Source organism: Shewanella sedimentimangrovi (assembly GCF_017354965.1).
Taxonomy (GTDB): domain Bacteria; phylum Pseudomonadota; class Gammaproteobacteria; order Enterobacterales; family Shewanellaceae; genus Shewanella; species Shewanella cyperi.
The window spans coordinates 565,656-578,875 of record NZ_CP071502.1 but is presented as its reverse complement, the minus strand read 5'-3'; the positions used below and the strand labels follow the sequence as shown (position 1 = coordinate 578,875).

General features: G+C 53.9%; 9 protein-coding genes. 1 reads left to right on the top strand and 8 read right to left on the bottom strand.

The window, feature by feature from the left end:
• Positions 1-7: 7 nt before the first annotated feature.
• The 8 genes from JYB85_RS02360 to JYB85_RS02325 all read right to left on the bottom strand — a co-directional run bounded on the left by JYB85_RS02360 (position 8) and on the right by JYB85_RS02325 (position 7,588).
• Positions 8-904 carry a hypothetical protein gene (locus tag JYB85_RS02360; RefSeq protein ID WP_207380889.1) on the bottom strand — a complete coding sequence of 299 codons (897 nt, stop codon included), beginning with the start codon at positions 902-904 and terminating at the stop codon, positions 8-10.
• Between the two features lie 10 nt (positions 905-914).
• A complete protein-coding gene (locus JYB85_RS02355; RefSeq protein ID WP_207380888.1) occupies positions 915-1,715 on the bottom strand; it encodes a hypothetical protein in 801 nt (266 codons plus the stop codon).
• Positions 1,716-1,724: 9 nt separating this feature from the next.
• Entirely contained in the window at positions 1,725-2,681 is a 957-nt protein-coding gene (locus JYB85_RS02350; protein ID WP_207380887.1) for a c(7)-type cytochrome triheme domain-containing protein, read from the bottom strand.
• 3 nt (positions 2,682-2,684) lie between these two features.
• Complete coding sequence (locus tag JYB85_RS02345) at positions 2,685-3,158, bottom strand: c(7)-type cytochrome triheme domain-containing protein (protein WP_207380886.1); 474 nt, start codon at positions 3,156-3,158, stop codon at positions 2,685-2,687.
• The gene (locus JYB85_RS02340) at positions 3,158-4,888 is read right to left on the bottom strand and encodes a hypothetical protein (RefSeq protein WP_207380885.1); all 1,731 of its coding nucleotides are present in this window, start codon (positions 4,886-4,888) and stop codon (positions 3,158-3,160) included. Before JYB85_RS02340 ends, JYB85_RS02345 begins: the two co-directional genes overlap by 1 nt.
• A 44-nt stretch (positions 4,889-4,932) precedes the next feature.
• Complete coding sequence (locus tag JYB85_RS02335; protein WP_207380884.1) at positions 4,933-5,919, bottom strand: peptidylprolyl isomerase; 987 nt, start codon at positions 5,917-5,919, stop codon at positions 4,933-4,935.
• A gap of 151 nt (positions 5,920-6,070) precedes the next feature.
• The gene (locus JYB85_RS02330; RefSeq protein WP_207380883.1) at positions 6,071-6,994 is read right to left on the bottom strand and encodes a cytochrome c3 family protein; all 924 of its coding nucleotides are present in this window, start codon (positions 6,992-6,994) and stop codon (positions 6,071-6,073) included.
• 291 nt (positions 6,995-7,285) lie between these two features.
• On the bottom strand, positions 7,286-7,588 hold the full coding sequence (locus JYB85_RS02325; protein ID WP_207380882.1) for a c-type cytochrome: 303 nt from the start codon (positions 7,586-7,588) through the stop codon (positions 7,286-7,288).
• 318 nt (positions 7,589-7,906) lie between these two features.
• Here JYB85_RS02325 and JYB85_RS02320 point away from each other — a divergent pair, with 318 nt between their 5' ends.
• Complete coding sequence (locus JYB85_RS02320; RefSeq protein WP_207380881.1) at positions 7,907-13,087, top strand: S8 family serine peptidase; 5,181 nt, start codon at positions 7,907-7,909, stop codon at positions 13,085-13,087.
• Positions 13,088-13,220 lie beyond the last annotated feature (133 nt).

Sequence of the window (13,220 nt, the reverse complement as noted above, 5' to 3'; positions counted from 1 at the left end):
CTTATCATCAGGCGCTGGGAATAAAGATACCACCCATGCGAATAGCCTTGACCAACACGGAAGTCGATTCCTCCAACTTGGCAATGGCCTCTTTGTGCTTACCTTTCCTGGCCAGTGATTCCGCCACTTCCTGGGCCTCGGTTGCCTCCTGCACCATCTGGGCAATTTTATCCTTGAAGGACTGCGGCTTGCTTTCCAGCTTGCTGTTCACCAACAGGTTCACCAGCATAAAGTGGGTATCGTTACGATCTTTTTCGTAATGGTACTCTTCCTCGGCACTGGCGAAGCTCAGGGTACGGGTCAGGGTATCGCCACCGCGCAGCAGCTCTATGGCGCTTTTGATCAGGTTGTAACCCACATCCAGCTCGGTTCTGGCGGCCTGAAAATCACTTTTTGCGCCCAGCTCAGCCGCCACAGACTTGTGTTTGGCCACTTGGGCCATCACCAGCTTGCCTTTCTCTTCGGCTTGTTTTTCCTGCACTATGCGCTGGTAAGCCTCGGACAGGGCGTCAACCGATTTGAGCCGCTGCTCATAATCCTGTTTGAACTTATCTGAACTGACTTTTTTGGGCGTCGATGCCTGAATGGCACTGTACATCTTGCCCACCGCCATGTTCAGGTACATGTTGATGCCAGCGGTGTCGGCGGCGGTGTTGGCCTGCTCAAACAACTTGCGGGCTTCGTTATAGGTGGCTATCACGTTAGGGTCTGTGCTGGCCTGTACCTGTTTGGCACCGGAGGAGACTTCCAGCAACTTGGCCACAAAAGCATAACGACTGGGCTTTCCCTCGGGCTGCACATTCAGCGGCGGGTATTCGGGAGCCAGAGTTTCAGCCATTGCCGGTATCCCGGCACACACCAGGGATAAGGCAAGCACTAGAGTGGAAAAACCTTGTTTATACATCAAAAGCTCCCTAAGGCAGGTTGATGCCTATCATTCTCATCCCACGCTTCAATTCCAGGTTTGCATCTTCCATAACAGTCACGGCCTGTGCCGTTTGCTTACCTTTCACCAAGGTCCGGGCCTTTTCCCTGAGTGTACCAGCCTGTGCCAGCTGTTGCTGCAGTTTGCTCAGTGTTGCCTTGTCCATGCCTTCTTTTGAGCGCTCCAGCATCAACTGCATGCCGTCGTATATGCGAACTTCATAATCGTACTGCTGCTGCGGGGTATCCAGCCTGAGCTCAACGGTACGCTCCTGCTTGTCCAGGGTGCGACTGATCTGCAGTGCCAAGGCATAGTGCAGATCATCCAGTTCATCCCAAGATGCTTGCCACTGACTGGCGGTGGCCTGCTGTTTCAGCTGGCCAAGCCGGGTCTCGGCCAGCGCCAGCGCCGCCGGTGGCTGCTTTTCCTGACGCAATAGCTGCACATAATCCTGACTGACTGCCAGCATGGCCTTGAACTTTTCCAGACTCTTTTCTTCCACAGCCTGACCGCCCCCCAATTGGGATCTGAGCTTAACCGCCAGCGCAAAGGCCTGCCGTTGCAACTCGGATGCCAGCTCCAGCGACCCGGCATCATAGTGCCTTTGTGCCTTGGCTTGCAGCTCCCGGATATCGGCACGGGCTCTTTGAACTTCGGCCGACATCTGCTTTGGCTGGGAGCTGACCAGCTTGTCGATCAACTGCTGCTTTTGCACGAAAGCGGGCTCGGTCTGCGCCGCCAGCGGCGCAGACAAGAGCAACAGCAATAAGGGGGACGTCAGGTATTTCACAGCGTACCTCTATTGTTTGATGCCGACTGGCTGAGTCTTGTTCTTGGAGTGACACTTGCGGCATTCAGATACCGGGAAGGCCACCTTGCCATGACAAACACCACATTTCTCACCCATGAGAATGGCCGCCATACTGATCTGGTTGGCCCCCTTCTTGGGAATAAAAATATCAGGGTGGCAGTTGGAACAATCCAGCCATTCGGTATGCTGCTTGTGTGGATAAACCACGTCCGGCATAAAGCCCTTCACTTCACGCACTATGTTCAGATCCATCACAAAGGGTTGTTTGCTGGGATCCATACGATCATAACGTGGAGTGATCACGCCATTTTCCAAGGCCTTGACCCAATCCACCCTGTTACCGCTGGGGGCCTTGGGCAGGGATTCAAACAGTTCCTTCGGCGGTTGCAGTGCGTAGGCGCCCTCACCTTCGGGATCGTGGATACCATCCTCATATGGTGGTGGGTTCCACTCCTCGGCACTCTTCATCAGGCGATTGAATTTCAGTGCCGGTTTAACCTTCTGCTTACCTTCTGCCGACTGCATCACCTTGGCGGTGACGGCGGTTTCCTTCTTGGCGGGAGCAGCAGGCTTGGGCTCGGCCTTCTTGGCCGGCGCGGTTGCCGCTTTGCCGGACTTGGCCTGCTCCAGTACACCTGCACTTTGTAGCAGGAAGGTGACCGCAGATTCAAAGACTTCATCGCTGACATCCACGGCGCCACCCTTGGGTGGCATACCATTCAGACCTTTCATACCGTGTTCCAGCACCGTCTTGTAGCCCTGAGCGGCTCTAGGTTCCCAGTCGGCCTTGTTGCCCATCTTGGGAGCACCCATGACACCGGGTTTATGACAGGCAGAGCAACGCTCGTTCACCAGGGCTTCGCCCTGTTTCAGATCCAGCGCCAGGGTTGCGGCCGATGACAGCATTGCGACGGATACGGCTATCACTTTACTGAATGCGTTCATGGCTTACTTCCCCTTATTCTTGGCGTTGGCGGGAGTCACCAGCTTTTGCACCGTGCTGCCGTGTACCTGGGTCGACGTTCCCGGCTTGCCGGAATGACACAGGTTGCAGTTTTCCACCTGCCAGGCAATTTCACCGTTGTGGCAGGCACCACAATACTGGCCATCGATAATTTTCAACATGTTGATTTCATTACCGCCAGCCTTGAACTTAAACCCCAGATCCGCATGGCACACCTTGCAGCGGAAGCGGGCACGGTGGAACCAGTGAGGAAATACCACGGGATTCATACCGGCCTGATCGGCATAGTTGTTGATGACTATGTCACCGTATTCGGCCTGGGCCGACATGGGCATAGCCAGCCCCAGCATGGTCAGCGCTGTGGCACAGGCCAAAATAGCGCTTCGCAATTTATTGATTTTTTTCACCATACTCACTGCATCCCCTATGGTTTCACGATATTCGATGGGCTGAACCATCAAAATTTTCTTCGCGCAGAGATTGAATAGAATTCTGAAGTCTCACTGAAAACCGAGTTGAACTTGATTTCCAACCTGCCAAGGTTGTACTTCAGTTTTACGTCCAATGTGGCGACATCATTCCTGTTATTGCCATCGTTGAAGAAATAATCCTCCAACGGCAGATCTAAAGTGGCCTCGAGTAACAAGCCCCAAATATCAAACAGATCCTGTTCCATATACCAGAGATTGCCCCAGGCACTTTGCGACTCGAAATCCGAACCGGCAAACACGGCTCTGCTCCAACCATAATTCATGCGGCCACCAAAACTGGAACGGGAAGTACGCATGCTGGCACTTTCCACCCCCACATCAATACGCTCCTGCCAGTTACGGCTGTCCATGGGCGACATATCATGGCTGATGCGGCCAAAAATATTGGTGTTGGTCGAACCTTCCCCCAGGTTCCAGTTCACATCAAAACTGTGGGCCAATCTGTCGCTTTCCAATTCATTAGCCGATAAGGCAATGGTACGGTTATAACTTTGAGTCAAGGACAGCCCAACAGAGCCTAAACCTGGTGTAAAATCACGCCGAATCCCATGGCTCAGATCCAGTTGCAAATCCTGAGAATCCCGCTCCCCCTGAGACGCATTAAAACTGCCGCCCGCATGGGCGTTATATTTAGCAAAACCCAGATCGAAATTATCCCGCCAACGGGTCGCCAGACGCTCCACCAAGCGGGTACTGTCTTCGTCAAAGTACTGCTCGCCATTGAGCTTGCCGACCGTGCCTGTTTTTTCCAGCAGCACAGATGCATTGCTACTGAGAGTCTCGGACCAGTCATAGTCCGCCGCCATATTTGAAGACCAGGTCAAATTCTGGATATTGACCAGCCCGCCTTCATTACTACCATCCTGCTCCAGGCTGTAAGCCTGGTTATTCAGGCTCAATCTCAACTCAGGCAGGTCGACGAAATTCCAGCTATTGCCGTTGAACACCCTGAAGTTGCTCAGATCGATGTCCGACTGGCTATTACTGCGATTGGACCTGGAATAGCTGCCACCGATATTGGAATAGCTTTTCTCCCAATAATTGAAACTGTGGTTGTAGCTCAGGTAGAGGCTCCAATCTTTATTATCCAAGCCAACGGCTGAGGCCTTGCGGCTATCCAATCTCAAACTGCCGTAATCGCTGTGTCCCTCATATTGGCCAGTATAATTAAGCTCCAGCTCATGTACTTTGAAGTCGCGCCCATTTTCGCTTTCTGTTTCATTGCGAAAGGCGTACTTACTGTTTAAATAATTGCCACTGAAGTTAAGACTTTTACTGACGCCCAAGCTTAATGTATTAAAGATGTTGTCCGTGCTGCTTTGGCTGCGTAACTGAGAGAAACCCGCATTAAAAAAGGTTGGACTCTCATCTGCCGGATACAGGGTCAATCCTGTTCCCAAACCCCAAGACCAACTGTTATACAACTGATTGGCATAGACATCGTATTCCTGTAGCTGGCCATTCAACTGCCCGTTTACATTCAGTCCCAGCACCCAGGGACGGTAGATATAGCCTGAGCTGTTGGCCCGGCCATAATAGTCACCGATAAATGACATATCCCGGCCATAATCCTGCTCACCTTTATAGTAACTGGCAGCCAGGCCAACACTGCCGTACTGCATCAACTGCGGCGTAGACAAATCAAACCAGGTGACGGCCGCCAATTGCGGCGTCACGCCCAGTAAAATTGTCGCCACCCAGCATTGGGTGGCCCTTGATGCACCTGCCAAGGACGGCGTCTCTAGTCTTGGCTCAGTATTTCAACCTTGGCCCGCTGCGTAAGCTCTGTGATGAACTTCTCCCAGGACGCCACGCTTTTTTCCTGCAGCGCCAAGCCAGCAGCCCTTTGTTTAACCTCATCAAAACTGTGGTGCTGCTCCGGTAATCTTTCATCCAACCTGAACAGGGCCATGCCGTTAAGCAGCATCAGCACAGGTGTCATTTCCCCCGGCGCAATCTTGGACAGGGCCTCATCGGCAATATTGGAAATACTGCCCTTGTGGACAAAGCCCATATCCCCACCGTTTTCGGCCGAGGGATCGGTGGAGAACTCCCGCGCCATCTCGGCAAAGTCTTCACCGTTTACAATTCTGAAGCGCACCTGCTCCAGTTGTTTACGGGTGCTGTTCCAGGCCTCGGCACCTGCCGAGGGGTCAACAGCCATCAGGATCAAAGACACGCGATTGCGCGGTGGCTGGGTAAATTTCTCCGGGTGCTGTTCGTAAAAGTGCCGCGCTTCTTCCTCGGAAACGGTCACACTCTTCTCAAACTCATCTTTATAGGCACGGTACAGCAGATCGCGGATCAAACGCTGACGATAAACCTTGAGGTAAGCATCCTTGACCACTGGCCAATCGGGATTGTTCTGCATCTGCTCATCGAAGCGAATCACCTGAGCATCGACTTCGTTGTTATCCACTTGGAAATCCGGCTTTTGTTGCTGCAGATAATTTTGCAGCACTATCTGCTCCAGCCACTCACGCTTCACAGCGTCGAGAAAGGAGGCATATTCGGCTTCCGGCGGCTGACTGTGATAATACTTGTTGCGGCGCTTGTATTGATAGAAATCCTGGAAGGACACCAAAAGCTCAGGATTGCCATCAATCCTGGCATAAACCTGGGTGTAAGAAGGTGGTAACTGGGGTACTTTGGATGGCTCCTCGGCCATAACAACCGGTGCCAACACTGCCAGTAACCAAGGGATAATAAACCTGCCTGCTATGCCCATATGCTTCCCCATTTTTTGTTCAGCCGGTGCCCAATAATGAAAAACCGGAAATGTTAGCAACTGCTTAAATGTAACACTGATTTTACATGGCACTCCAGATAGCAAAAAGACTAACAGCCTGAGCTGTTAGTCTTTTTCTAGCTGGATCACATTATTTCACGTGACAGGCCAGACACACCGCACTTCCTCTGTTATCGATACGCAGGAAGGTAGCTGTATCGGCTTGGTGTGGATCGTGACAGGAAGCACATTCTACGAAGGGTTGGTCCACACCGCCTTCGGTACGGGTGTAGAGCGCCATATCTGTCTTGTTGCGGATACCGGACACTGGAGTGATATCACTACCAGCTACCTGGTTTGTCAAACCGGTAGTATCGTTGGTTGCACCTACAGCCACATACCAAACGGTATTACCGTTGATAGTGGTGGAAGTCAGCCCACGGAAATCCTGGTTTTTATAGGCGCTGGAATTACCACGGTCAGCATTGGTTTTGCCAGTTATCAGACCACCGGCATACTGGATACCAATTGGGTGATCGTTGGTCAGGTCAGTGCCCAAACCAGGAACGGGATTAGTAGTTTCCATCTGGCCGGTTGTGGTATTGATATTGGTGCCATACTGAGTCCAAGTACCGCCCAAACCTTCCAACGCGCCGCGGTCAGCTTTGTAGTTGCCGGAACCGGGTTGGTTAATCATTACGTCCATAGCCTGGGAACCATCGTGACATGACAGACAGGCGATAGAGACTGAACCCACTGATTTAACTGTGCCCTGCAGGGTTGCTGTGCCCAAAGTGCTGTAAGTGGAGAAAGTAGCTGAAGATGGCAGAGTTTTGTTCCACAAAGGTGCTACTGTCTCACCACCAGATTTGGCTACACCACCGTGAGGAGTATGACAGAACACGCACACTTCAGTTGTGGCATCGGTCTTGTTCCGTTGGTTAGTAGGACTTGCAACTGAAGTGCTACCCAGGTTGTGTTTGGAGTCGACAATACTCTTGTTTTGAGTCGCCATGGCATTACCTGCCATCAGCACGGTTGCCACCGCCACACTGAGTTTAAGTAAGTTTTTCATATCCCATCTCTCACTATTAGCTAGATTTCTTTGATGCTGTCACTTTCTGCAACCGCACCGTTTTATAGGGTTCCCGCTTGCATACCTCTTAATAGGCAAAAGTAGTGCCAACTTTTTCGGGGGCTTTTGGGCCAATTAAACTGATCTCGATCAATAAAAGCGGGCTTTGGGGGAAAGTGATTCCTGCTTTTCAGAATCGGGACTCTCACTATTGGTGAAACTTGGATATATCCCCTTGGAGATAAGAAAAATAAAAGGTGACAGCCGTCACAGCATGCCACCTTCGGGGGATTAACGCTGCAGTGGACCGTGGCCGGCCATAAAGCGGATGGCCTCCATCAGCTCCTCATCGCTGCATTGGGGACAGAGCCCCCCAGCCGGCATTGAGTTGCGACCTTGCTTAACTGATTGAAGCAATTGGTCCATTCCCTTAACCAACCTGGGCGCCCAATCATCGGGATTGTGCAATTTGGGCGAGTGCCCCACTCCACTTTCATGGCAATACTTGCAAGCGCTTTCATAAGCGACAGGGGCTGCATTTGCCGTCCAATGGCACAGGGCTGCCACCAGAACCAGGAAAAATTGCTGTTTCATTATGGTGCTCAACAAAACTCAGATGCCTTTTAAAGGCAAGTTTCGAGCCAAGCGGTAAGGCTGAAGCAGCTTTACAGCATGTAATTTCCTCTGCTGTGTTCTGGCTGACACCTGTGAGCAGTCTGGTACAATTTGCTACAGTTATCAGGGTGTTGCAAATGTTATAACTGGGTTGCAGATGGTTGCATCTGCCCGGTAAGGCAGGAGTAACTGGCTGTTATATAACAGACTTCACCAAGCTGTTGTCGCCATTCAGGTTAAACAAACTCCTGCCAAACCGAATCTCACACTTATAACAAGAATACATGGAGTTTTTTCATGACATCGCAACACAGATTAAAGGGGACGGCGCTGGCAGTCTTCGGAGCGCTGTACCTTGGCGTATCCGGCCACGCTGCCGCCGATATCGGCATGAAAAAGGCGGAGAAGGGCGGCTTCTATGTGCCCACCTTCACCAGCCAGGACGTAGCCGATTTCAACCAACAGCAACAAGAGATAGCCAAGGGCGATATGTTTGTGGCCCAGGGCAAGGTCAACCATGTGTTACCCAAGCGGTCACAACAGGTATTCGAATTTGACGATTCCATCAAGGGTGAGCACACCTTTATCGTCCAGTTCAGCGATAAGCCTGTGGCCACCTATGAAGGTAACTTGCCGGGCTTCAGCGCCACCAAGCCCCTGCTGAACCGCGCCACCAAGGACAAGCTGATGCAAGTCGGCGTGGCTCCTGCGGTGCAGGACTATCAGTCCATGTTGAGCAGCAAGCAAAATACCCTCCTGAGCCAGGCCAAAGCCAAGGGCGCCCAATTTGAGCTGCTGCGTCAGTTCACTGTGGCCAACAACGCCGTGGCGGTGAAGATGACCCAGAGGGATGCGGCGCTGATGGCCAAGGTGCCCGGCGTTACCAAGATCACCCCCAGCCGGGTATTCCAGCTGCGCACCGACCGTGGTCCCGAGTTTATCCACGCCGATGCGGCCTGGTCCGGCAATACCGACTCAGGTCTCAAGGCCCAGGGTGAAGGTATGGTGGTCGGCATTATCGATACCGGCATCAACACCGACCATCCCGCCTTTGCCAGCGACGCAGAGTTCGCCGCCAGCCATGAGAAAATGGGCGGCACCTTCCTCGGAGACTGTCAGGAAGACGCCAGCCTGTGTAACGACAAGCTGATCGGTGTCTATTCCTATGACATCATCACTGCGGTCTACAATGCGCCGGAATTTCAGCAGTATCCCTGGCAGACTAAACTTATTCGTCCCCGCAACGGTGAAGACCACCATGGCCACGGCTCCCACACCGCCAGCACGGTTGCAGGTAATCGCATAGAAAACACCCCATTGCAGGCCCCCACGGGCGAGCCTGTCAGTGATGGCGTGAACCTGCCATTTAATTTCGACCACACCTCGGGCGTGGCGCCGCGGGCCCATATTGTGTCTTACCAGGTATGCTGGCCGGGCAATGGTGGCGACCCCTATGCCGGTTGTCCCGAAGAAGCGATCCTCGCGGCCTACGAGGATGCCATCAAAGACGGCGTTGATGTGATCAACTTCTCCATCGGTGGTTCAGAACAATTCCCCTGGGAAGATCCCATGGAATTGGCGTTCCTGGCGGCCCGTGAAGCCGGTATCTCCGTGGCCGTGGCCGCCGGTAACTCCGGCCCCTATTTTTACAGCGCCGATCACACCTCGCCCTGGGTAACCACAGTGGGTGCCTCCACCCATGACCGTACCCTGGATGCCGGCAAGACCAGCATTACTGCCTTTGAAAGCACAGGCCCCAGCTACACCCTTCCCAGAAGTGATATCCAGGGCAAGGGCTTTACCGATGAGATTTCCGGTCAGTTTGTACTGGCGGAAAGCTACCCGGATCCGGATCCCAATGACGGTTACGCCGCCAAAACCTGTAACGCCCCCTTCCCTGCAGGCACCTTTAGCGCCGATCAAATAGTGGTGTGTGAGCGCGGTGATATCCCCCGTGTCGACAAGGCGGTAAACGTTCAGGCCGGTGGCGCCGGTGGTTTGGTGTTGCTGAACGTCAACTACAGCGACTCTACCGTTGCCGACCGCTTTGTGATCCCGGGCATCAACGTGGCCTCCAGCAGTGGTTACACCCTGAAAAACTGGATTAACCGCAGCAATGGCAGCGCCCGCGGTACCATTACCGCCCATACCAACGACTACATCCTGGATGAAAACAATGGCAACCTGCTGGCCCGCTTCAGCTCCATGGGTCCCAGCCGTTACATAGACAACCTGGTGCCGGATGTCACCGCGCCCGGCGTTAACATCTATGCCGCCAACGCCGATGACCAGCCGTTCACCAATTATCCAGCCGCCAGCGACTGGACCATGATGAGCGGCACCTCCATGGCCTCGCCACACGTGGCCGGCGCCATGACCCTGCTGACCCAGTTGCACCCCGACTGGACGCCGGCGGAAATCCAATCAGCCCTGATGCTCAGCGCCAATCAGGTTAAATTCCAACCCTACTCAGGCGCCACTCCACAGGATGTGCCCTACAACTTCATGGGCGGTGCCGGTGCCATAGATGTGGCCAAGGCCGATGCCGTGGGCTTGGTGTTGGACGAAACCATAGACAACTATGTCAACGCCAACCCCCGCAATGGCGGCATAGCCAACTGGCTCAACCTGCCGTCCATGGTGGACATGAGCTGTGAGAAAGAGTGCACCTGGATGCGCACCGTCAAGGCCACCAAGGATGGCAGCTGGAGTGTCAGCACCGAAGTGAAGGAAGACGGCGCCACACTGACGGCCTCCCCAAGCCAGTTCAGTCTTAAGGCAGGGGAAACCCAGGCCATTATGGTGAAGATGACTGTCCCAAGCATCAGTCGTAACCTGGTAGAACCCGAAGACACCGACAATCCCTGGGAAAGCAGCAACAACTACTCGCTGTTCAATGGCCAGCTGAAACTGACCAGCACCTCGGGCAATTCACCCGAGCTGCACATGCCTGTGGTGGCGCTGTCCGAATACGATCAGCTGCCTTTTGCCAAGGACATTGAGTTCAACCGCGAACAGGGCAGTGAGTCCTTCGTGGTCAATACCGACAACTACAGCCAGTTCACCCCAAGGTACTATGGTCTGGTCAAGCCTGAACTGCGCACCGCAGAACTGCCCCTGTCCAGCCCGTATCTTGGCAAAGAGCAAATCGAAGCAGGTTGGAGCGTGACCCAGGTTGTGGTACCGGAAGGCACCAAGCGCCTGATGGTTGAGGTGCAATCCAGTGACCCGGTAGGCTATGAGGAAAACAAGAACCCACGCTACTACGGCCAGCGTCCGATACTGACCATGGGTCTGGATGCCAACGGCAACGGTAATTTCATGCCGACCCAGGAAGAATTGGATGCCGACCGTTATGCCCTCAGCAGCGAGTACTTCGGTGAAATGGTGTGCCAGTCATCTGCCACCTCGGTGCAGAACTTCTGTGACATCATTGACCCTACCCCCGGCACCTACTGGGTAGCCCTGGTGAATGTCGGCTATGGAGAGCAGAAGTACAAGGTCACTACCGGCGTTGCCCTGCTGTCCAACGACAGCAGCGCCAACAACTTCAACCTGGAAGGCCCGGCCGAACACGATGGCAACGGTAACTATGCGCTGACCCTGAACTGGGATCTGCCCGATGCCGTTGAAGGCGATGTCTATTATGGTGGCTTCGATTTGGGCAACATGCCCGGCGAAGAAGGCACCCTGGGCTTCACCTCACTGAAGCTGAAGCGCGGCAAGGACAATGTGTCCTTTGAGGTCAGTCAGGATAAGGCCCGCAACATGGATGTGGTGGATATCAGCCTCAAGATGCTGCCCAACCTGGAAACCGCCGACAGGGACTTCAGTTTCAAGTTGACCCTGCCCGAAGGCATGCGTCTGGCGCCCGAGACCCTGAAAACCGTCAATGACAAGATGCTCAATGGTCTGGAAATTGATGAGCACGGTCTGAGCCTCAGCGGTACTCAGGAAAGCACTCGCGACGTACCCCGTGAGTACGTGCTGACCAACAGCCTGACCTCGGCCCAGTGCCGCACGCCCAAGATCGATGAGTTTTCCGACGGTCGTTATATAGATCTGTTCGAGTTCGGTATGCAGCCGGAGCAATCCTGGTATGTGGGCGATCATCGCACTTACTTCGACATCCCCATGGATTGGTTGTTCTGGGGTATGGGCCAGGAGCAGTTCAAGCTCTATAACCAGGACAACGGTGGCTTTATCCGCATGCACACTGTGGGTGCCATGCAGTTCAACACCGCCTACTGGATGATGAACTATCACCGCGGTCCTGGCTTCCTGTACGAGTCAATGAACGCCTTCTGGCGCGGCACCTTCGAAGCCAAGAACCGTCGTCACTGGGAAGACCCATGGGGCCTGACCCTGGCGGCTCAGTATGAGGCCGACAGACCGGATCTGGGCGATCTGCTGTTCATGGAGTTCGATAACATTACCGATAAGATGACCGGCGATGAGTATGACTATGAGGTCATAATGCGCCCCAATATCGACTTCCGCGACGATCGCTTCGAGCTGATGTTTGCCTACAACAACCTGGGCGGCAATCTGGCCAAGGGCACTGTGTTTGTTGAAGGTTTTGACAGCGTGTTCTCAACTCAGGCCGGTCCGAAAGACGGCTACCTCTATACCATGGTTGGCTTCGACAACCTGGATGAAGTGCTGACCGACAACATGGTGATCTGCTTCGACTATACCGGTCCGGAGAAAAGTGCCATCGATATGAGCTTCAAGGCGGTTATCCAGCCTGAGGCCGTGGGCAAGACCCTGGATATCAACCTGACCCAGATGGTTGAGGGTGGTGAAGAGCAAACCCTGGTACACAGCATCAAGGTCAACAGCGATCTGAAGGTGGCAGAGATGCCCAATCTGACTGTGGCTGAAGACGGCGAGCTGACCGGTATCGAGGTGTTCTATCTGGATGCCAACAAGGTGAGCAACACTGTGATTGTCACCGGCGAGCACATCCAGGCCACAGTCGAGGGCAGCCACTTCAGCCTGAAACCTGAAGCCGACTTCTTCGGTGACACCCTGGTGACTGTGACAGTGCAGGACAACGAGCATGCCAGCGATCAGGCCAGCACCAGCTTTATGCTGACAGTGACACCTGAGCAGGATGCGCCCCAGGCCATGGTGGCGGCAACTCAAATCAGCATCACCGAAGGTGGCAGTGTCACCCTCGATGCCAGCGCCTCCTACGATGTGGATAACGATGCCCTGAGCTTCGAATGGCATGGTCCTGGCACCATGTCCGGTGAAGACAGCGCCATCGCCACTGTCACTGGTCTGAGTGTGGGTGAGCATGAGTTCACGGTCACAGTCTCCGACGGTGTGATGAGCGATTCGACCGCCACCGTGATGGTCAAGGTCAGCGCTGCACCGAACGCATCGAACGACTCCAAGTCCAGTTCCGGCGGTAGCCTGGGTTGGCTGGGTCTGATGTTGCTGGCTTTGGGTGGTCTGCGCCGCCAGCGCTGATACCCAATCCAAAGTGCATGCCGTGCGCGCATGCCTGAATGAGAAAAGGGCCTTCCATTGAAGGCCCTTTTTTATGCCGCCAAGAGTATGCCATTCCCTATGAACAGCGCCTTTGTGAGCCCGGTCACAGAGG

Coding starts and splice junctions, on each gene's coding strand:
- JYB85_RS02350 (WP_207380887.1), bottom strand. CDS start 2,681: ATGAACGCATTCAGTAAAGTGATAGCCGTATCCGTCGCAATGCTGTCA.
- JYB85_RS02320 (WP_207380881.1), top strand. CDS start 7,907: ATGACATCGCAACACAGATTAAAGGGGACGGCGCTGGCAGTCTTCGGA.
- JYB85_RS02345 (WP_207380886.1), bottom strand. CDS start 3,158: ATGGTTCAGCCCATCGAATATCGTGAAACCATAGGGGATGCAGTGAGT.
- JYB85_RS02335 (WP_207380884.1), bottom strand. CDS start 5,919: ATGGGCATAGCAGGCAGGTTTATTATCCCTTGGTTACTGGCAGTGTTG.
- JYB85_RS02325 (WP_207380882.1), bottom strand. CDS start 7,588: ATGAAACAGCAATTTTTCCTGGTTCTGGTGGCAGCCCTGTGCCATTGG.
- JYB85_RS02330 (WP_207380883.1), bottom strand. CDS start 6,994: ATGAAAAACTTACTTAAACTCAGTGTGGCGGTGGCAACCGTGCTGATG.
- JYB85_RS02360 (WP_207380889.1), bottom strand. CDS start 904: ATGTATAAACAAGGTTTTTCCACTCTAGTGCTTGCCTTATCCCTGGTG.